Below are 21,373 nucleotides of genomic sequence, written 5' to 3'. Positions count from 1 at the left end.
ATGAGCACCCTCACCCATTTTGACAACCAAGGCCAAGCCCACATGGTGGACGTAAGTGATAAGGCACTGACGCACCGTATTGCGGTCGCGCAAGGCCGTATAGAAATGCTGCCCACCACCCTGGCGTTGATCGAGTCTGGCAACTCGAAGAAGGGCGACGTGCTGGGCATCGCCCGTATTGCAGGCATTCAGGGCTCCAAACGCACCAGCGACCTGATTCCCCTTTGTCACCCCATCGCACTGACGCGGGTCGCGTTGGAATTTGAAACGGTGGCCGAAGGCACGGGTGTGTCTGCATGCGTCATGTGCACGGCTACCGCCGAAACGGTAGGGCCAACGGGCGTTGAAATGGAGGCATTGACTGCAGTGCAGGTGGCGCTCCTGACGATCTATGACATGTGCAAGGCAGTCGACCGCGGCATGACCATCAATGGCGTTCGTCTACTAGAAAAACATGGGGGTAAGTCAGGGAGTTTTGTGGCGAGCTGCTGATTCTTGCTCAAGCCAGCTTGAAAACTCACTCGGATAAGCGGCCTTGTATCTTTCCAAGAGGTATTTCTCTTCTGTCTTGAGGCCCAGAATGCGGTCACTCTCAATCAACTTCTCGACCACCATATTTTCTGGAGAAAAGTGCAGCATTTCCAATGCCAGCGCATGTATTTGGATCGCATTTTCATGTGTCAAAGGCGTAACACTCAGAGCGGCAAACTTGACCTGATCTTGGAACATCCAGGAGTAGCTGATCTTTTCCAATGTTTCGTCCCTGTACGCTGGCGCCCGCTGCGTAACTGGTAGGTATATCTGACTGACGCGCCAGTAGTCCCATGCGACATAGCTTAAGGCTAGCAACAGGCTGATTGCAATGCCCCAAGACCATGCTGACCGGTGGTGCGGCTCTTTCCTTCTGGACCGCGTACTCCACAGTATCCAGATAGCGATTACCGCAGCCAGTTGGAAGGGACCATACCAAAGTGGATATTCCAACAAACTATGTATGCCGATGACTGCCAGCACACTCCAGGCCGTTTGTCTTGACGCGCGTCTTTCCAGCCAGGGTTGTGCACGCCACAGCAGAAAGGCGAAGGCTCCGCATGCGAGTACCGCAAAGGGCACACCCAAGGTCACCGCGAGATGCAACGGGAGATTGTGTGCGTTTCCCATTATTTCGCAGAAGCGATTGCCGGGATACAAGGTTATGAAGTGGGCATAGCCTAACTCCCCCCAACCCCACCCTGTCCACGGCTTTTGCCCAATTAGATGCAACACATTGGTCCACAATGTAAGTCGACTCGCGCAGATGGGTGTGGATTCGCTGAATCGTCTCAAAATGCCGCTGCCCTGAGGATCCAAACCGGCCAACTGAGGTAGAACGATTGCCGCCAATGTGTAGGTCAGCAGCACTCCGGTGACCTCTACACGCCTTCTTTTCCAGAGCAGTGCCAGTAGCAGCAATAGTAGGAGTTGCACCAACCCTGTTCTTGAGCCGGAGGCTGCATCTGCGGTGACCAACATGATTACCCCGCATCCCCATGCTGCTCTTTGCGAAGTAGCGCCGAACGCTGCTCCAGGCACCAGTTTGGCGTCTGACCATAGCAATGACGACAATCCAATTGCCAGCAGTGTGGCAAGTTGATTGCGTTGCCTGAGGTTGGCATACGCCTGACCGGCCTCCAGGTAATTCACCCAAGGGCTCAAGCCATCCGACAAGCCGAAATACTGAAATAGCCCCAAAGCCGCGCTGGCCACGCCTGCCAAGAGCCATGCCGTCGAAATTAGCCGAACACGCAACGATTGATCGATAGGCGAAAGTCCGCACAGCATCCAGGACAGCACCGCTGCAAGCCAGACCACGAGTCCCTGAGCCACTGGAGGCGTTGGGCCAAAACTGAAGGGGTTCAGCCACGGGAGCGCCAACAGAAATGTAATCAATACGCTTGCGTATTGAGCGGCCTCACTTATCAGAGCGGTGATGATTCGTCCTTTCAGTACTTTGCCCGGAAGGAACTACTCAAGCATGAACACATTGCATGTTGCCCATTTGCAATTGCCACCGAACCTCATTGATTAGGCTCTCATGCGCCCAATGCCAACACTGTCCTATTTTAGTTCACGTTGCCATTAGCTACGTAGGCATGCATCGCAATGGGCATCCATGATGGTTAGCTATAAATTCTGTGCAACACAACGGCATTTGAGGCTGTTACACCCTCCCTGCTGTATTATCATGACATATCAGATAAAGAGAATACCAGTCATGTCGGAGTTTGACGAAAACCTTCTAGATACGAATGAATTTGGGGTGCTGCGCATTCCAGGCCGTTTGTGGATCGGAATTATATTTTCATTTCGTTATGCAGCATTTTTCGCGACATGCCTTTTTATTACACCTCTATTTTCATACTTCGAAGATATTTCAGAACACTTACCTTATTTGCTTATATTATTATTTGAGGCCCCCGCTATTTTACTTTTCGTCGCCGCAGGCTTCAGAACTCCGAATGGGATGAAGTTTTTTCAATTCATTTGGAAAAATGGACGCTTATTTTTAGCTCTGGCTTCATTTCTGAACATCACATACACCATACTGTTCTTATTTAAAAGTAACTATTGGCAAAGATGGCCAGAACTTTTTATGGCTTCTTGCGCCCTCATTGATCTCATTATACTGAGAACTTCAATGACTTCCCCTCATATCATTCAAGTGTTCTCTGAGGTCCCCAAGGCCGATTCTTGATACATATTGGAATTTTCGATATTAGCGTGATTCAATTTGCACACATTCGAATATGTCATACTACAACAACATAAATCAGACCATTCTCGATTTAATTTCTCCGTTCGCATCTAGCGTGTGCGAGTTCGGTTGTGGGGCTGGTGCGCTTGCCCGTGCTGCGAAATCCAGAAATCCTGATCTCTATTATGTTGGAGTTGAGATAGCCGAAGATCAGTTATCTTTAGCTCGCGATGTATTGGATGTCGGCTTAACCAGAAATCTGGATATTTTGGGAAAATGGTCTGATGACGCCGAACTGTCCAAAAGACTTCCTCATGGTTTTTTTGACCATATTATTTTTGGCGATGTTCTTGAGCATTTATACGACCCCAAAAGGTCTCTGATTGAAGCTGTCAAATGCCTCAAACCAGCCGGAACAGCATTGATCTGCATACCCAATGTCCAGCATTGGTCAGTATTTGCAAATCTTGTTTCAGGCACTTGGCCGCAGGACGATGCTGGTATATTCGACAGAACCCACATTCGCTGGTTTACTCTCGACGACATGATCCGATTGCTGACTTCGTCTGGCCTCGACGTTGTGTCCATTCACCCTCGCATATTTCATGATGAGAGGGGTCTTTCGATCCTTGAGGATTTGGAGGCTGTAGCCAGGAATATTGGAGCACAACCAGAGAGGTTGCTGGAACGAGGACAGGTTCTCCAATATGTGCTGGTTGGTCGCAAATCTACCTCAACACAATCCGCACAATGATCCATCCTTACCTCTGGTGCCGCAATGTCATCCGCTCGACTCTAAGAGGCTCCATTTTAGGCAACCTCATTCGGCAATTGAGTGCCAAGCCCGCAAAGGGAGTCGTTCATATCGTAAGTGCCACGCGCTTGTCTGAGGCTGAGTTCTGGTCGAAGTCCGCTTTGGGTAAATCCCTGTTGGATTATCGATCACGTCCGGATTTGAAAATCTACATCCAGTTCTCAAATGCCGAAGGTCTTTCGATTATCTATAACCGCTATATCGATGCCACGAACGATTCTGATATTCTTGTTTTCGTACATGATGATGTATGGCTGGAGTCGCATCAGGATTTGAATTGGCTGGATAGCATCAGAATTGGTGTGAACTATTTCGATGTTATTGGCGTTGCCGGCAATGTCCGACTTGGTCCGACACAGCCGGCCTGGTTGTTTCGATCCCTCGAAAATAGCCAGTTCGTCTGGGATCACGGATATTTGACGGGCTCCGTTGGGCATGGCAAAAAACCGACGCTCGACAAGGATTCATATGGGCCTGTCCCCATGGAGTGCAAGGCACTGGACGGTGTTTTGCTTGCCATGCGCGGTATTAATTTAAAAAGATCTAGGCTGCATTTCGATGCCCGCTTCAAATTCCACTTCTACGATCTGGATTTCTGCCGCGAAGCCACCAAACGCGGTCTGGTGATGGGAACATGGATGATTCCCTTGACCCATGAAAGTGGCGGTTCCTTTGGAACGACATCTTGGTCTGAAGGATTCAACAGCTACTTGGAGAAATGGTCCAAGGCTTAAGGATATTAATATCCGAGCTGATGCTCATGAAGTACTGAAACAATCTGGTTCAAGGTATGGATAAGAAAAAATTGCCCATTCATGTCATCAGCGCGACGCGTCTCAGTGAGACTGTCTTCTGGTCTGAGTCCGCACTCGGGAGAAGCTTGAAGTACTTCCTGTCAAAAGGCGGCATACAGGCATCCATTCACTACACCAACAAGGATGGTCTTCCAGATATCTATAACCGGCATATCGAATCGTCAACGACTGATGAGATTCTGGTATTCGTTCATGACGATGTTTGGCTGGAGTCATTGGGGGATCTGGATTGGGATGAGTGCGTTCATTCAGCAATGGACGTTTTCGATGTTGTTGGCGTAGTCGGAAATACCCGGCTGGTTGCTTCCCAACCCGGGTGGTGCTTCAGAGCCATAGAAAACAATTCGCTCATCCCGGATGTGGGTCACTTGTCCGGCTTTATTGGTCATGGAGATAATCCAACATCAATGAAAGATGATTTTGGCCCCACTCCAATGGAGTGCAAAGTCCTGGATGGAGTCTTTTTCGCAGTGAAGTCGTCTGTTATCACTCCGTCACCCGTCAGGTTTGACGGGATATTCGATTTTGATTTTTATGATCTTGATTTCTGCAGAACCGCAGTGAAATACGGACTCCGATTGGGCACTTATCCAATCTCGCTCACGCACCAATCCAATACAAATGGATACGGCAGTACTGCGTGGATGTTATCCTATTCCAGATATTTGGGCAAATGGGGCTCGTAATCTATCCACAGAGCATCGGCAGTAATTTATCGTTCTCTTGTCCAAATTCAGGAGAAATGAACTACCCAAATATCTCTTAGGCTAGCTATATATCGCAGACCAATCTGATCCTTCCATTCACGAATCAAAAAATGCGTCTGCGATTTCAACGGCATGTGCGGGCGTATCGGCCGGCGTGGTTGCGATTGTAAAATCACGTACAGGCAGTGCAAAGGGATCAAATTGAAGCCTCTCAATAATGATCTTCTTGCCTTGTGTACTGTTCGCGGTATAGGCGTCTATGGATTGCCCGACAAACAATCCCACATTCCTGTGAATACAAACGCCCAAGCCAGCCATATGCACTCGGTTGCTCCATTCTTCTTCAGCCAGTGATTGCGAATCCGCCAGCTCTTCATTGAACGCGATCTTCTGCACCAACGATGGTTTGAACGCCAGGAATTTTCCGTCCAATACCACTGCACCATGAATCAGCTTATTTCCATTGCGTCCCGCGAAATGCACTTCACATTTGCCCGGATCATTGCGCAAGGGACGTATAAGTCCCCATGACTTGAATTCAGGCAAATCCAAGCTCCATTCCTTTTGCCGCCACTGTGTTGCCCCCGCACAGCCCATAAGGGCGGCACTATCCAATGTCTCTGCGATTTCCAAAAAGAATCGCGGATTATGGACCTGCAAATTCTTCTGCAAGATGACCAGAATATCTACGTCAGCGGCGGTGATCGCTTCGTTGTAGTTGGATAATCGGTACTTTTGATGGCACTGCGTATACCGCACATTCCAACCTTGAGGTATTTCGCATACGGCGCGAATCTGCTGCGCAATAAGATCCAATTCGGCTTCGGTTTCGCACGGAACTAAAATTTCGAAGTTTCGGACCTGCGCATCCATCTGTGCACCCTTTGGAGCTTTTGTAGTCACCAAAAGGCGTGCTTGGAATAGCTTGTATTGAATCTTTACTTCTTCTGGGCTCTGCGCCAGATCACTGATTGCTTTCAGCGCCTTTTGTGCGGCTTCGTACTGTTCTGTCAGGATATAGAGATGCACACGCTGAATCGCAAGTTGCGTAGGCAATTCGGCGCTTACCGATTGCTGATAGCTTTGAATGGTATCCAGAGCTTCCTGAAATCTTCCGAAATGAATGAGTTCCTTTACCTTGAATAAGGAAGCTCCTACATGATTTGGATAGCTCTCCAAGCACAGTTTAATAACTCTCTGTGCTGCATCAAAATTCCCGTAGTACCAAACCGTCTGAGCTCGATCAATAAGCGTTTCAACCGGCAATGGCGGAATTTGCGGATGGTTCTCCAGAATACCCTTTTCCATTCGGCTCAATAGTTCGACACAGGCCGCTTCAAAATCTCGCGCAAACATCCTGCCGTTACCCAGGCTGGTGTTCTTGAATCTTTCAGGTGCATTCGTCCGGAAGTCCTGCAGAAAATCGATGTCATTGCCAAACAGCAATGCCCGCTTCACATAGTCTTCATAGCTATCAGAGACCAAATCCGGATATCCCAGATTGCACATGATGGAGCGCCCGACACGACTGATCAGCGATTGACCGGAAAGCGTCAATATAGGCACCCCGGCATACGCGGCGAAACAGGAAGTGGTTCCACCGTTGAATGGATAGGTATCCAGTATCAAATCAACTTCTTTGTATACGGCCCAGAATGACTCACCGTAGGTTGGCCCCCGCAATTCAGTCTGCTCAGGATTGATGCCCGCCGATTCCAGGCGCTCACGAAACGAAAGGACTGTGTTGGGATCGACTAACGCCGTGGATTGAATCAGAAGCTTGTCTTTGGCATTCGACTGCAAAATGTCTCGCCAGCATTCCAGTATTTTTGGCGTTATCTTCGCGATATTGCCAAAACATGCATATGTGGTAAACCCGTTAACCAATCTGGGCGGATTCTCTGAACGTGGAATGGGTTCCAAGGGGTCGAAGCACCAGAGTGAATGCGGCAGCACCATTGGGCTTTCCGCATAAAAATTTTGAGCCTGTGGAGTCCAGATGTGAGGATCCATCATTTTCACATCGATGGATTTCAATCCAGTGGTGGGAGGGTAAGCCAGCCCTGTTACTTGCACTTTCGCCAATTTTTGCTGGAACAGGTGCAACCGGTTGGCAGATGTATGCCCTGTAATATCTACCAGAATATCAAGTTCATGCGACTCAATGAGTTCAACCACCTGGTCATCATTCAGCTCAAAAACATCAAAATAGTTGTTTGTAATTGCTCTATATGCCTTTGTTTGCGCATCATCTGGCAGATGCAGGAAGTTCTCACTGTAGATGAACACCTCAAAGCGCGTCTGGTCATGATTTTCCAACAATGGGCGCGCGAAGTAACGCACCGAATGGTCCCGAAAATCACTACCCCAATATCCTATTCTGATGATGCCTTCCTTCTTAGGGGAAATTTCAGTTTTTACGAGGTTGCCTAAAATTTTTACATTCGCGTCGGATGCGATCTGAACGGCCTTATTATTGGGCTTTAACGTCTCGGCCCAGAACCAATGTTCTTGGGCAACAATTATCTCTTTACTGTCGTTATAGGCGAGTCGAAAGAGATAGCAATTGGCGTTACGTAAATTATCAAAATCGCTCATCCATGAGGCGAGTTGAAATTCTTTGGCCCTGTAGGCATCTCCCCTGTCCATGCAAATGGCAGAAAGCAAAGAATCCACTGCCTCCGCCAGAATCGTATCGTCTTTAATAAGCGCGAGTAAAGGCAACGCCTCCTCGCTTTCATGAGAGTCAATAAGCATTCTTGCCCAATGGTATATAGCAGGAACATAGGTGTCATCTATTGTGTACGCCAGTCTAAAATACTCTTTGGACTCAGCCTTCTTGCCCATTAACTCATAACAGTTGGCAATGAAAAGAATGATGTGTATGTTGTGAGGTTCTCTTTTTAAGTATTTTTGTGCCTCTGCAATGGCTTCTGCATACTTTTTTTCATGAAAATACTTATCCGCCTTATCTAAGCTCACCCCCATGGATTTTATAAATCGAACAAGCTTACTTAAGCTTTTTTGGATTTTTTGCAGGAAAAAATACAGCATATCACTATCAATTTAAAAAAACAGACAATCTATTTCTTTCCTTCAGTCTTCTTCATCAACTCCACAATCAATCCTTCTGTGACCATGGCACAGAAGTCTTCAGGGTAGTTCTGACTCCTCAACTCCCAACGAAATGTATTTGCAAATACCGTCCGCCTAAGAAACCCCATGGAATTTTCTTCCTGATATTTCTTAACTTGAAGATAGGTTTTTTCAAGCAACCGAGTGATCTTGTTAACCGACATTGATCTCCTCTTCAGTTGCATCTGATCTGCCGATATGTCCTTCGCCAGTTGTTTAACCAATTCGGCAGCAAACTTCTTTTCTTTCTGAAATCCGAACGCGCTTAATAGACCCATTTTTCACCCCAAATAAAAAAACCCCTCTAAGAGGGGTTTTTTAAAGTCGTTTGGTTTAGCCGCGGCAAGTGGCCGGGAAATATTTTGGAACGCTACCGGAGCACACCCATTGCAATGGAGCAGAGGCGGCTGCAGAAACAGCAGTAATGTTATTAGAGAAAACTGCAGATATGCCAGTCACGCCAACTCCAGCTGAATTGCCTGCCATTGTAATGCCCGATACATCAACCACCCCACCAGATATTTTTGCGCTCGAAGCAACAGCTCCGCTACATGAGGAACTTACAAATGCAATATTTGCAGGATCAGCAGAATAGACTTCAGTAACACAGGTCTTGGCACTGTCGGCACCAACAATCAGTTCAGACACCTTTGCGCGGATTGTGTAGTCCTGGTACGCAGGCAAAGCCACCGCAGCCAAAATACCGATAATCGCTACCACGATCATCAATTCGATCAGGGTGAAACCCTTTTGCATAGAACGCTTCATATTCAGCTCCTTGGTTGAAAGTACAGGAGCCTACGTACCAGCAGGTTCCATGCCACACATTCTAGCTACGGTTTGATGTCATTTGTCTAAACATTTTGACCAAACGGGTCAGGATTCCCCCTGATGTGTGACAAAAACCAAACGCAGTCGACATTTTTGTCACATACCCCAGTTCACTTGATACAGACCTGTCGGACCATCTTTAGATCGGTCAGACCCATCATGACTTTCTCCATGCCGTCCATCTTGAGGGTGCGCATGCCGCCCTCCACCGAGGCTGCAAACAGCTCCGCAACGCGGGCTCTTTCCTGGATCAGCTTCTTGACACCATCGTCAGCCACCAGAAGTTCGTGCAGCCCCACACGCCCTTTGTAACCCGTGTTGTTGCACTTATCGCATCCTACGGCCCGGTACAGCTTGATGCTGCCGTTCTCTCCGTATGTTTGCTGCCATTGGTCAACCATCTTCTTGCTTTCGCCGGCATAGTCCAAGGTCCAGGCTTTGGAGTGACGCAACTCTTCGGCATATTCCGCTGCAAACAGGCGCATCTCCTCGGCGTCGGGTACGTAGGCCTGCTTGCAGTCACACAATCGCTTGGCCAGGCGCTGGGCCAGAATACCGAGCAAGGCATCAGCGAAGTTGAATGGATCCATGCCCATGTCCATCAGACGGGTGATGGATTCCGGTGCAGAGTTGGTGTGCAGGGTGGAGAACACCAGGTGGCCGGTCAGTGAGGCCTCTACGCCCATGGAAACCGTTTCCTTGTCCCGTGACTCGCCCACCATGATGATGTCCGGATCGGCGCGCAAAAAGGCCCGCATGATGAGCGCGAAATCAATGCCCGCTTTCTTGTTGATCTGCACCTGGCGCAACCCCTTTTGCGTGATTTCCACCGGGTCCTCCGCCGTCCATATCTTGGTATCGGGCGTATTGAGAAACTTCAGTATGGAGTGCAGCGTCGTCGTCTTGCCGGAGCCGGTAGGTCCGCAGACATAAAACAGTCCATAGGGTTTGCTGACCGTGGCTTCCAGCCGCGCCTTGTTGTGCGGGGTGAGGCCCAGCTTGTCCAGCGGAATCGGCTCACCTGCCGCCAGGATACGCATGACCACATCCTCGACACCCCCGGCAGAAGGGATGGTGGCAACGCGCAACTCGATGTCCAGAGGTCCGTATTTCTTGAACTTGATCTTGCCGTCTTGCGGTTTGCGGCGCTCGGAGATGTCCAGCTCGCACATGATCTTCAACCGGGTCACCATGGCCTGGCGGAAATGCGCTGGAACCTCGATGTAGGGAATCAGGCTGCCGTCAATACGAAAGCGGATACCGGTCTTGAGTTTGCCCGGCATAGGCTCGATGTGGATGTCCGATGCCTTCTGGTTATAGGCATCCACAATGACCTTGTTTACGAACTTGACCAGCTCGTTGTCTGCCGCAGCGGACTCCAGGGAATCTTCGTTGAGTCCGTCGTCTATCGGGCCACCGTCCATATCGGCCAGCAATTGGTCGATGGACGTACTGTCAATGGCGGCACCAAATAACTGGGCCAGCGTCTGGTCAAAATCAAAATGGGTGGTGACGCGATAGGCAAACTTGGTGATGCGCGGAAACACCTGCGGCACCACCCTGGAGCCTCGCACGGCCTCAGGGTCACGGCACATGATGACCAACCCTTCGGGCGACTCTTCCAGCGGTATCCAGCCCTGCTCCTCAACGAACTCACGCTTGAGAATGCCATGCAATGCCTCGGACCGGATGCGCCCGGCATTGAAGGGCTCGTAGGGAACACCAAAAAACTTCGACAACGCCGAACCGATCTGTGCGGGCTTGAGTTTGAAATTGTTGATGAGCACCTGCTCGATCGGCATTTCTTCCATGCGAGCATCGTGCACGCTCTGACTCAATTCCTCTTGCGTCAGCAGCCCGTCGGTGACCAGTCCATCAAATTTGGTTGCCTTGCGCCGTGGGCCTTCGTCCGACTTCAGTGCACGTTGGCGTATGGCCGTCGCGAGCGTCTTGCAAACCTCCGAGACGCCGTCCAACTCCAGCGCACCAAAAGGCTCATCACTCTTGTTGTTGATCACCTGCAGTACGCCATGCAGGACGTCGCCCTCCAGAATGGGTGCCACCAGCATCTGGCGCGTGCGATATCCCGAACGCCTGTCGACCTCTTTTAGAAAGGTCAGCGCCGGGTGAATGCGCTTGAGCGCTTCATCGTCATACACATCCGGCAAATTCAGCGCCTTCTTGCTGAAGGCCACATAACCTGCAAGGCTCTGGGGAGAGATCGGCAATTTAAGGTCACGGCTGCTGTTGAGTCCAGTCTTGATCTTGGAGACGATGGCCGTGTGATCCTCATTGACCGCATACAGCGTCAGACGGTCCGCGTTGAGCAATTTGCAGATGTCCTGGCTGGTTTCCAGCATGATCTGCTCCACGTTGACCGTGTCGTGGATGCGCGCCGTCACCTGATGCAGCTGCCGATAGAACAGCGCTTCAAAAGTCATGCCCCGCTTTTGCGATGGCAGTTTTTGCGATTCGTAAAAGGCCTGCTCAGCAGAACCTTCCGGACCAGAAGCAGGCAGCACTGCACTCATAGATCAAACTCTTGGCCAGCCCGAAGCCAGCGGATATCGTGGGTGACGTGGGCGCCGAACGGCATGGTCTGATCAAACTGCTGAATCTCAGACATGATCATTTCTGTTTCCGTCGGCTTGGTGTGCGTAATGTAGATGGGAAAGCGCTTGTCCTTGGCTATGCAATCGAGCTCTTCGGCCAGGGATTCGGGCGACAGATGCAAACTGCGTCTGGCGAGATCCTTCTCCCGATTGCTGAAAGCGGTTTCGATGACCAGCATGGCGACACGCAACTGGTTCAGGCGCAACCAGAATGCCTCGTTACGTTCAGTGTCACCGGTAAAGACCCAGCAGCCGTCACCGGACGTAATGGCGTAGCCAACTGCCGGTACCGTGTGCAAGGCCGGCATGACCTCTACCACCTTGTTGGTGAATTGCATGGTCTGGCCGGTGGTAATCTCGTAAAAGCGGACGAACGGGTTTTCCGGCGTGGGAATGCGACTGAAGTCAGGCCAGATCACATCGTTGAACACATGCGCCTTCAAGGCGGCGATGGTTCCCGCCAAGGCATACACCTTCAGCGGCTCCTTGCGCCGCGAGGCCACGGTGTCGAGCATCAGCGGCAACGCCGCAATGTGATCCAGGTGGGAATGGGTCAACAAAACGCTGTCCACCTGACTCATCTCTTCGATGGTGAGATCTCCCACCCCGGTACCAGCATCTACCAGTAGGTCCTTGTCAATCAAGAAAGACGTGGTTCTGCAGTCTTTGGCGATGGCGCCGGAGCAGCCGAGAACACGTACTTTCACGGTGTTGACCTCATTTGGTTTCGAAATTGGTTGCGCCATCCCAAGTGGGATCAAAGGGCAGCAAACGCATGGAGGCCACTCGCTCAGCATAGAGTTGGTAGAGGTAGGTTTTGGGACTGGCCCGCATCAGCTCGCCCAGCAACAGTTCCGCCTGATTCCAGTCCTGCGCCCGATAGGCGGCCAGGAAGACGCCCCAGGTCTTGAGTTCGCGTGCTGCCTCTTCGGACAAGCCCCCCTTCACCGCTAGCGGCCTGAAGATGGACACAGCCTGCGCCTTCCCCTTGACGCGAACACTGTCAAGTTCTTCCCACTCGAAATCAGGAGCCAGCTTGCGGGTAGATTCGCTCACCACAACTTCAACACCATAGGCCTTGGAAAGCCCTTCCAGACGGGAACCCAGATTGACCGAATCGCCAATGACGGTATAGGCGCGCCGGATATTGGAGCCCATGTCCCCCACGCACATGGGGCCGGTATTCAACCCAATGCCGATACCGATTTCGGGCAGGCCCTTGGTGCGATGCTCTGCATTGATGTCTTGTACCGCATAAGTCATCTCGATGGCCGACTTCACCGCCAAGGAAGCATGGTTGGGCGTCTCCACGGGCGCACCCCAGAAGGCCATCACGCAATCCCCCATGTATTTGTCGATGGTCCCCTTGTTGTTGCGGATCAGGGTGGTCAGATTGCTGAAGAGCCCCGTCAGCAGCTCCTGCAGCTGGGTTGGCTCCATGTTCTCGGACATCTTGGTAAAGCCGCGCATGTCGCAGAACATCACGGTCAGTTCACGGTTGGCCGCCTTCATGGAATAGGCGTCCGGGTCCTTGATCATTTCGTCCACCAATTCGGGCGGCACATAGGTGCCGAACAAATTGGCCAGTTCACGCTTGGTGCGGCTTTCTACAAAGTAGCCGTAGCTCATGTTGAGCGCAAACGCTGTCAAAGCCATCGATACCGAAGATGCCAACGGCAACACCAGGCCGTAGGAGCCATACAGCCAAAAATTCAAGCCCACAAGCGATGCGGTTACCAACACACTCAAACCAACCGCCTGCAGGGCCGGCAGCAAAGGCAGCGCCAGCGCCAGAATCAATCCCGCAAGAATCAGGGTGAGTACTTCATACCCCAATTCATAATCCGGCCGCAGCAGCGCGTTTCCGTCCAGCAGCCCGGAGATCAGGTTGGCATGGGTTTCCACACCCGGATAGGCCTCGCTCATGGGTGTCACGCGCAAGTCAAGCAAACCCGGCGCAGTCGTGCCGACCAGCACGATCTTGTCACGCAGGGTTCCTGGCGCGAGACGCTTGGCCAGGATGTCCGCCGCTGAGATGTATTTGAAAGACCCGCCATCCGGACCGCCCCGTCCGCGAAATGGCACCAGCGTTGCCACCCGGAAGTCCACGGGGATGGCCAGACTCTTGTCGCCCTGCTTGAGCAGCACCCTGTCCATTCCCTGGTACGCGTGCGACAGGTACTGCTCGTTGGAGAAGCCGGGCGCCACAGTCGGAGAGCCTGCCATCATGCGGAACATGCCCAACGCCAATGACTCGTAGTACTGTCCTTTGTACTCAGCCAGCAAGGGCAGTGAACGCACTACGCCATCAGAATCAGTGATGGAATTGAAAAACCCCGCCACGGGAGCCGCCTTGGCCAATACCTCCAGATTGGAGCCGTATCCAGTCCATGACGTAGAGCGAATCATGCGCCCCTGCAACGCGTCGGCACGAATGACCGGCTCAGGCAAGACCCCACTGACACGTTCCTTGGCATCGCTATTGAGGTAGTAGCCAAGAACCACCGGGCGGTTTTCCAGCGCCCTGGCAAACTGGCCGTCGTAGTCCAATGCCGGGCGCAAGCTGCGCAGGCGCTCGGCAAAGGCGGGCTGATCCTTGAGATCTCCGCTGGCCAATGCATTGAGCTGGGGCAAACCGGAGCTGCCGTCCGGCTCCGCAAAGACAACGTCGAATCCAACAATGGCAATCTGCTGCTGGTCAAACAACTCGTTGACCAGTTGGGCCATGCGATTGCGCCCCCACGGCCAGCGGCCCACCTCCGCCAGGCTCTTCTCGTCGATGTCGACGATGACAATCCGGTCATCCAGCGTTTTGGGGGCGGTGGCCGTCAACCGGGCGTCATAAATAATGTCATCCAAGCGCTTGAGCACACCCAGGGGCATCACCCCTACCGCATGCATCAGCGCGATCACCAGCGGCAGCAGGGTTACTGCAATGCGGGGCCAGTGCTTGGATAAGGAGCGCATGTCAGGCGGTTGTACATGTCATAAGCTGAACTGTCCCGATTCCGAATCGGCGTGCTTCAGGTCTGGACAAACTGCATTTGCGTACCCGCCAGTTCAATCACATCGCCATTTTTCAGGGGCGCCGGATCTGCCGTTATCGGCAAGCCGTTGAGGGTAGGACTACCCCCACCTTCCACATGGTGGACGACGTAGCCGTGGTGACGTTTGGTAATGGCCGCAACGGCCACTGCCGGCTTACCAATGGTTGTCACCACTTTGGTAAGCGGAACCTGGCGCCCGGCGGCAGCCCCGGACAGCACCTTGATGGACGCAGCAGCAAGGGAGACCGCAGGAGCCTCCGCAACCGGAGCAGCAGCGGCCGGCGTGGGCACCGGAGCAGGTGCCGCAGGACGGGGGGTACGTACCACCATGGTCTTGTCGAAGTTGTCGGCAGCGGCATCTCCCACAAATTTGATCTTGTACTTGCCAACTTCAATGGAATCGCCATTTTGCAAAACCTGCTTCTTGATGGCCTTGCCGTTGACGTACGTTCCATTGGTGCTGTTGAGGTCCTCCAAAGTGACCTCCGAGCCGTGCATCAAGATGACAGCATGCTCACCACTGACGGCAAGGTTATCAATCACAACGTCGTTGTAAGGCCTGCGCCCCAAGGTGGTTCTGTCCTTGGTCAGCTGCACTTCCTTGATGACAACCTCGTCAATTGACACGATCATCTTCGGCACGATCGGCTCCTTTTCCTGTAATTTGATTCTGGAAAACTAAACATGCACTATTTCCCGAGCAATCTTGCAATTAAACCCCGCTTTTCGGCGGCTTCACTGACTTCAACCATTAAAACGGAAATATTGTCGCGCCCGCCATTTTCGTTGGCGGTATCCACCAGCATCTGCGCCTTTTGCTCCAGCCCCGAATCGGAGGAAACAATTTTAGCGATGGCTCCATCGCTCACCATATCGGACAGCCCGTCCGAGCACATCAGATAGATATCCCCCGCCTCAACAGGGTATTCGCTCACCTCCAGCATGACCGTGTCCTCCACGCCCAGCGCGCGGGTGACCAGATTCTTGATGGTGGAGTGCTGCGCCTGCTCGGGTGTGACCAAGCCAGCATCCAACTGCTCCTGCAACAAAGAGTGGTCGCGTGTGATCTGCTCCAGCCGGTTGGCACGCAGTCGGTAGCAACGCGAATCTCCGATATGTCCCAACACCAAGCCATCGTCGCGAAAGGCGCCAACCACCAGTGTGGTTCCCATCCCAGCATATTGGGCATTGGCGGTCGCGGCATTCAGAATCGAGGTGTTGGCGCTGTCCACGCAGATTTCCATGGCCCGGCGCACATCCTTGGCACGTGCATTGGCACCAGCTTCTGCCAGCCACCGACTGAGTTCGGACTTGATGAAGGCAGTTGCCATGCCGCTGGCCACTTCACCGGCGTTGTAGCCCCCCATGCCATCGGCCAATACCGCAACACGGCTTTCTTCATCAATGGAGACGGAGTCCTCATTGTTGTCTCGGGCACGGCCGGTATCGGTTTTTGCGCAAAATTTGTAAATCATTACCGTCTTTATATTTCAATATCCGCACTGTCATCCGTCCGTGCAATGCCAGCCGGCATGGTCGGGACAGTCACTTCAAACGCCTCGGTCTTCTCCATGCCAGATCCGCTACGGCTTTCGGCAGCAGCAGGGACCGAGGCAGAGCTTGTCAGGCCCGCATCCACAGAACGCAAATCTGCCGCGAATTGCTCACCCGTCTGATACCGCGTTTCAGGCCGCTTGCTCAGTGCCAGCGCCACCACATTGGCCAATCCTTCAGAGAGTTCTGGCCGAATCGTGCGGATATCGGCAGCTTCCTCGTTGGCAATCTTGTACATCAGCTCGGACATGGATTCACCGCGAAACGGCAACACGCCCGACAGCAACTGGTACAGCATAACGCCCAGCGAATACAGATCCGAGCGGCCATCCACCTTTTTTCCGGCCAATTGCTCCGGCGACATGAAGCTGGGTGTACCCAGCACCAGGCCGGTCTTGGTCTTGCTGGAGTCGGTGATGCGCGCAATGCCAAAGTCCGTCACCTTCACCGAATCACTCTGGCCCTCGTACATGATGTTCGCCGGCTTGATGTCCCGATGCACCACATTCTGGCGATGTGCATACGCCAGCGCCTCTGCCACCCGCGCCACAATGCTCAGGACGGTTGGCACCGGCAACAGCTGGTCGCGCTTGCAGTGATCGGTCAAGTCCCGCCCTTTGAGGAACTCCATGGCGATATAGGCCAAGTCGTGTTCTTCGCCCGCATCAAAGATGGTGACGATGTTCTGGTGCTGCAGCCGTCCGGCCGTCTCCGCCTCGCGGAAAAACCGCTCCCGCGCATCGATCAGCTCGTCGCCCGAGAACTCCTGGCTGAGTGCCATCGTCTTGATGGCAACCACACGGCCGATCTTGGGGTCCTTGCCCAGATAGACCACGCCCATCGCTCCTTTGCCCAGCTCTTTTTCGACCTGGTAACGCCCGAGCATGGGCTTCTCTACGGCTCCGCCGTCCAGTAGCATGGTGCCGCCCGGGTGTGCGTTGCCGCCGCCCAGGATGACGGTTTCCGACAGATTCTTGGCGCGGTTGAGCTTGGCCTTGATGTCCTTGTAGTCTGGATCAAAGGCCGCCATGTGCTCGTACACAGCCTCAGCCTTGTTGAACTGACGCTTGCGCTCAAAGTCCAGCGCCAGGCTGTAGAGATTGCCCATCACCGCCTCGCCCATGGGCACGCGCCGAAAACGGTCGAACGCCATGTCCAACTGCCCTTGGCCCTGCAGTGCCAACCCCATCATGCGATTGGTCTCGGCAGACTCCTCATCCGATTTCACCTTGCCCGCCTCGGTCATGAGGAAGCGCTTGGTGGTCAGCGCCAGATGCCCCAGCAGCAGCGCCATGGCGGGAAACACCAGCTTGACCCAGGTCGCAGATACAGACAGTAAGCTGAATTCCGTCACCAGCAGGATGACGAATACGGCGAGCGTCAGACCGGCCGCCTTGCCCGCAGACAGTCTTGGCAATGCCCCGATCACATAGGCAGCAATCAGGACAAACGCCGCCAATGAAGCCCAGTGGCTCCAGGATGGCAGCACGATGAAGTGCTCGTTCAATATGCTGGAGGTGATGTGCGCGACGGTTTCGGCGGGTGACAGGGCCGGATTGCCCGGCACGGGAAACTGCACGCCAACGCCAGCGGCAGTCGCGCCGATGATGACGATCTTGTCGGTGTATTTGCTGGCCGGAATCTTGCCGGTCAGCACGTCGTAAAACGAATCCACAGAAAACGCGGGTCGGCCGTCCCGTCCCCGGTAAAACTGGGGCAGCATCAATGCGGAGTCATCGGTACGTACCTGCAGTTTGCCAATTTGCACGGACTCACCCGGGTGCAACTTAACATCTCCCACATTGAGATTGAGGCTCTTGAGCGCTGCCAGCAGGGAGATGGACGGAATGTCCTTGCCGTAGTAATTCACCAGCAATGGCTCGCTGCGCACCGCGCCGTCCACATCCACAAACTGATTCAGGTGGCCAATGCCTGAAGCCACATTGCCCAGCAGTTCAATGGGTTGTTGGCCGCGCACAGCACTGACGGAAAAGCCATTCACGTCGTCCAACGCACTCTTGAGCGCGTACGGTGGCAAGGGATTGTCGGGTTTGCCTTGCTGTTCACCCAGTGTGAATACCGAAGGAATCAGCACATTGCCCGCCTTCTCCAGACTGGCTGCCAGTATTGCATCCGTGTCCAAGGCGGTTTCAGCTTCCGTGATCAGATTGCTGACGGATTCATTGGCAGCGCCGGTCTCCCCACCCGCTGCCAGCGCTTCCTTCATCTTGCGGATGAACACTAGGCCGCGATCCACCTGCGGCTCAAAAAAGAATGCGGTGTGCACCACCGTCTTGGCCTTGGCGGCCGCAAGCTGGTCGATCAGCTTTGCGTGGATATCGCGCGGCCAGGGCCAGCGCCCCAGGTTCGCAATGCTCTGGTCGTCAATGGCGATGACGGCGATGCGGTCCGAAGGCTGACGGGAAGTTGTTGTGCTGGCCACATCGTAGAAACGCCGCTCCAGAGTGCCAATAAGGTCGGTGGACAGGTGCAAAGCCACCGTCGCCAATACGACGAGCACGCCAGCGAACCAGTCGGCGCGCCAGAAAGAGCCTGCTCCCGCTTTTGAAGACTTTGCCAATTACCACCCCTCACACGTTTGCAGAACCGCCCCCGCCCGGACATGGTTTGGGCGTGGCCATTTATGTAGTGACCCCGCAGTCTACGTTATCAGAGGCCCGGCGTACCGACAATAGCCTGCTCAGGCAGTCGCACAGGCTTTAGGGATGGATGGTCTGCCATCCAGACGGATGGCGCAACCTTTGGCACACCCCAGAAACACAAATGCCCAGGCACGGGCCTGGGCATCGGTTGCAAACGGGACCCACAGTCCCGCTTCACGGAGGCGTTCTGCTTACAGCAAAGCCTTGAGCAGCTTGGCCATTTCGGAGGGGTTGCGTGTGACCTTGAAGCCACACTCTTCCATCACGGCCAGCTTGGCATCGGCCGTATCGGCACCACCGGAGATCAGGGCACCTGCGTGTCCCATGCGCTTGCCCGCAGGGGCAGTCACACCGGCGATGAAGCCAACAATAGGCTTCTTCATGTTGGCCTTGCACCAGCGTGCAGCCTCGGCTTCATCGGGCCCGCCGATTTCACCGATCATGATGACGGCATCGGTATCGGGATCTTCGTTGAAGGCGCGCATCACGTCGATGTGCTTCAAACCGTTGATGGGGTCACCACCAATACCAACTGCAGAAGACTGGCCCAGACCGATTTCGGTCAACTGCGCCACGGCTTCGTACGTCAGCGTGCCGGAGCGGCTGACCACACCAATGCGGCCCTTGCGGTGGATGTGTCCGGGCATGATGCCGATCTTGATTTCCTCAGGGGTAATCAGGCCGGGGCAGTTCGGGCCCAGCAGCAAAGTCTCCTTGCCACCCGCAGCCACTTTGGCCTTCATACGGTTGCGCACTTCGAGCATGTCCTTGACCGGAATGCCTTCGGTAATGCAGATCGCCAGATCCAGATCGGCTTCCACGGCTTCCCAGATGGCAGCAGCAGCGCCTGCGGGCGGCACGTAGATCACCGACACGGTAGCGCCGGTTTCCGATGCGGCTTCCTTGACGGAGGCGTAGATTGGGATGTTGAAGATGGACTCGCCCGCCTTCTTGGGGTTCACGCCGGCCACAAAGCAGTTCTTGCCGTTGGCGTATTCCTGGCACTTTTCCGTGTGGAACTGACCGGTCTTGCCGGTAATGCCCTGGGTGATGACCTTGGTGTCTTTATTGATGAAGATGCTCATGATGAATCCTTGTCAAAACGCGATGGATGTGCATACGCCCAGCCCAGTGGCCACCACAGAACCGGCTTTGCCGGGCTGTAGGTGGCGCCCCCTGCAGGGGGAGGCGCCGCAGGCGCTTCGGGGGGGTGTCACGCCACCGCTGCCACAATTTTTTGGGCCGCTTCGGCCATGGTGTCGGCGCTGATGATGGGCAGGCCCGATTCGGCCAGCATCTTCTTGCCGAGTTCTTCGTTGGTGCCCTTCATGCGCACCACCAGTGGCACCGACAGGTTCACCGCCTTGCAGGCCGTGATCACGCCGGTGGCGATGGTGTCGCACTTCATGATGCCGCCGAAGATGTTGACCAGAATGGCCTTGACCTTGGGGTTCTTCAGCATGATCTTGAAGGCTTCGGTCACCTTCTCGGGGGTAGCACCACCACCCACGTCCAGGAAGTTGGCGGGTTCTGCGCCAAACAGCTTGATGGTGTCCATGGTCGCCATGGCAAGGCCAGCGCCGTTGACCAGGCAGCCGATGTTGCCGTCCAGGCTGATGTAGGCCAAATCGAACTTGGAGGCTTCGACTTCGGCAGGATCTTCTTCGTCCAGATCGCGGTAGGCCACGATTTCGGGGTGACGGTACAGGGCGTTGGCGTCAAAGTTGAACTTGGCGTCCAGGGCAACGACATTGCCTTTGCTGTCGCGGTTCAGGGGGTTGATTTCCACCAGCGACGCGTCAGTGTCCATGTAGCACTTGTAGAGCTTCTGGAAGATGTCCACGGCTTGGGCGGTGGAGTCTGCCGGCATGCCAATGCCGTCGGCAATCTTCTTGGCCTGCTCGGCACCTAGGCCGGTCAGCGGGTCAATGAACTCGGTGATGATCTTCTCGGGGGTGGAGTGCGCCACTTCCTCGATGTCCATACCGCCTTCGCTGGAGGCAATGAAAGCCACTTTCTGCGAGGCGCGGTCGGTCACGACCGAGACGTAGTATTCCTTCTGGATATCGGCGCCGTCTTCGATGTAGAGGCGGCGTACCTTCTGGCCTTCGGGGCCAGTCTGGTGGGTCTTGAGCTGCATGCCCAGGATCTCGCCAGCCAGGCGCTTGACGTCTTCAATGGTCTTGGCAACCTTGACGCCACCGCCCTTGCCGCGGCCACCCGCGTGGATCTGGGCCTTCACCACCCACACCGGGCCACCGAGCTTTTGCGCAGCTTCTACTGCTTCCTGTACGGTAAATGCGGGGATACCGCGCGGCACCGGCACACCAAATTGGCGCAAGATTTCCTTGCCTTGGTATTCATGAATCTTCATAACATCTCTCTAGAGGCTGGACAATGTTCACCACGCGGTGCGAGAGAATTTCGCAAGCATGGCACTGGGCACATCAGGGCGGGACTG

General features: G+C 53.9%; 17 protein-coding genes. 5 read left to right on the top strand and 12 right to left on the bottom strand.

Features of this window, described 5'->3' with window-relative positions:
• Window positions 1–492: a cyclic pyranopterin monophosphate synthase MoaC gene (gene moaC, locus AAGF34_RS09180; protein WP_342620311.1), complete on the top strand. Its 492-nt coding sequence runs from the start codon at window positions 1–3 to the stop codon at window positions 490–492.
• On the opposite strand, the gene AAGF34_RS09175 is transcribed toward moaC, so the two are convergent.
• Window positions 466–1,929 carry a Wzy polymerase domain-containing protein gene (locus AAGF34_RS09175; protein ID WP_342620310.1) on the bottom strand — a complete coding sequence of 488 codons (1,464 nt, stop codon included), beginning with the start codon at window positions 1,927–1,929 and terminating at the stop codon, window positions 466–468. The two genes, moaC and AAGF34_RS09175, sit on opposite strands and share 27 nt — an antisense overlap.
• Before the next feature lie 325 nt (window positions 1,930–2,254).
• Between AAGF34_RS09175 and AAGF34_RS09170 the strand changes: the two genes are divergently transcribed.
• The 4 genes from AAGF34_RS09170 to AAGF34_RS09155 are packed head-to-tail and all read left to right on the top strand — an operon-like array spanning window position 2,255 to window position 5,049.
• On the top strand, window positions 2,255–2,734 hold the full coding sequence (locus tag AAGF34_RS09170; protein ID WP_342620309.1) for a hypothetical protein: 480 nt from the start codon (window positions 2,255–2,257) through the stop codon (window positions 2,732–2,734).
• 52 nt (window positions 2,735–2,786) lie between these two features.
• Window positions 2,787–3,488: a class I SAM-dependent methyltransferase gene (locus AAGF34_RS09165; protein WP_342620308.1), complete on the top strand. Its 702-nt coding sequence runs from the start codon at window positions 2,787–2,789 to the stop codon at window positions 3,486–3,488.
• Entirely contained in the window at window positions 3,485–4,282 is a 798-nt protein-coding gene (locus tag AAGF34_RS09160; protein ID WP_342620307.1) for a glycosyltransferase, read from the top strand. Before AAGF34_RS09165 ends, AAGF34_RS09160 begins: the two co-directional genes overlap by 4 nt.
• Before the next feature lie 56 nt (window positions 4,283–4,338).
• Window positions 4,339–5,049 carry a glycosyltransferase gene (locus AAGF34_RS09155; protein WP_342620306.1) on the top strand — a complete coding sequence of 237 codons (711 nt, stop codon included), beginning with the start codon at window positions 4,339–4,341 and terminating at the stop codon, window positions 5,047–5,049.
• A gap of 117 nt (window positions 5,050–5,166) precedes the next feature.
• On the opposite strand, the gene AAGF34_RS09150 is transcribed toward AAGF34_RS09155, so the two are convergent.
• The 11 genes from AAGF34_RS09150 to sucC form a co-directional block, all read right to left on the bottom strand.
• Window positions 5,167–8,124, bottom strand: a complete 2,958-nt coding sequence (locus AAGF34_RS09150; protein ID WP_342620305.1) for a hypothetical protein — start codon at window positions 8,122–8,124, stop codon at window positions 5,167–5,169.
• Between the two features lie 29 nt (window positions 8,125–8,153).
• Complete coding sequence (locus AAGF34_RS09145) at window positions 8,154–8,483, bottom strand: hypothetical protein (RefSeq protein WP_342620304.1); 330 nt, start codon at window positions 8,481–8,483, stop codon at window positions 8,154–8,156.
• Between the two features lie 55 nt (window positions 8,484–8,538).
• Window positions 8,539–8,973, bottom strand: a complete 435-nt coding sequence (locus tag AAGF34_RS09140; RefSeq protein WP_342620303.1) for a pilin — start codon at window positions 8,971–8,973, stop codon at window positions 8,539–8,541.
• Between the two features lie 173 nt (window positions 8,974–9,146).
• Window positions 9,147–11,567, bottom strand: a complete 2,421-nt coding sequence (locus tag AAGF34_RS09135) for an ATPase, T2SS/T4P/T4SS family (RefSeq protein ID WP_342620302.1) — start codon at window positions 11,565–11,567, stop codon at window positions 9,147–9,149.
• The gene (locus AAGF34_RS09130) at window positions 11,564–12,355 is read right to left on the bottom strand and encodes a 3',5'-cyclic-nucleotide phosphodiesterase (RefSeq protein WP_342620301.1); all 792 of its coding nucleotides are present in this window, start codon (window positions 12,353–12,355) and stop codon (window positions 11,564–11,566) included. The genes AAGF34_RS09135 and AAGF34_RS09130 overlap by 4 nt, the downstream gene beginning before the upstream one ends.
• A gap of 10 nt (window positions 12,356–12,365) precedes the next feature.
• Window positions 12,366–14,615 (bottom strand): adenylate/guanylate cyclase domain-containing protein, encoded by a 2,250-nt coding sequence (locus AAGF34_RS09125; RefSeq protein ID WP_342620300.1) that lies wholly within the window; start codon window positions 14,613–14,615, stop codon window positions 12,366–12,368.
• A gap of 56 nt (window positions 14,616–14,671) precedes the next feature.
• The gene (locus tag AAGF34_RS09120) at window positions 14,672–15,337 is read right to left on the bottom strand and encodes an FHA domain-containing protein (protein ID WP_342620299.1); all 666 of its coding nucleotides are present in this window, start codon (window positions 15,335–15,337) and stop codon (window positions 14,672–14,674) included.
• 47 nt (window positions 15,338–15,384) lie between these two features.
• A complete protein-coding gene (locus tag AAGF34_RS09115) occupies window positions 15,385–16,170 on the bottom strand; it encodes a Stp1/IreP family PP2C-type Ser/Thr phosphatase (protein WP_342620298.1) in 786 nt (261 codons plus the stop codon).
• An 8-nt stretch (window positions 16,171–16,178) separates the two neighbouring features.
• Window positions 16,179–18,830: a serine/threonine-protein kinase gene (locus tag AAGF34_RS09110; protein WP_342620297.1), complete on the bottom strand. Its 2,652-nt coding sequence runs from the start codon at window positions 18,828–18,830 to the stop codon at window positions 16,179–16,181.
• 273 nt (window positions 18,831–19,103) lie between these two features.
• Window positions 19,104–19,997 carry a succinate--CoA ligase subunit alpha gene (sucD, locus tag AAGF34_RS09105; protein ID WP_342620296.1) on the bottom strand — a complete coding sequence of 298 codons (894 nt, stop codon included), beginning with the start codon at window positions 19,995–19,997 and terminating at the stop codon, window positions 19,104–19,106.
• A gap of 128 nt (window positions 19,998–20,125) precedes the next feature.
• Entirely contained in the window at window positions 20,126–21,286 is a 1,161-nt protein-coding gene (gene sucC, locus AAGF34_RS09100) for an ADP-forming succinate--CoA ligase subunit beta (protein WP_342619655.1), read from the bottom strand.
• Between the last annotated feature and the right edge of the window lie 87 nt (window positions 21,287–21,373).

It is taken from the genome of Rhodoferax sp. GW822-FHT02A01 (assembly GCF_038784515.1).
Classification (GTDB): domain Bacteria; phylum Pseudomonadota; class Gammaproteobacteria; order Burkholderiales; family Burkholderiaceae_C; genus Allorhodoferax.
This window is presented reverse-complemented; position numbering and strand designations above follow the sequence as displayed.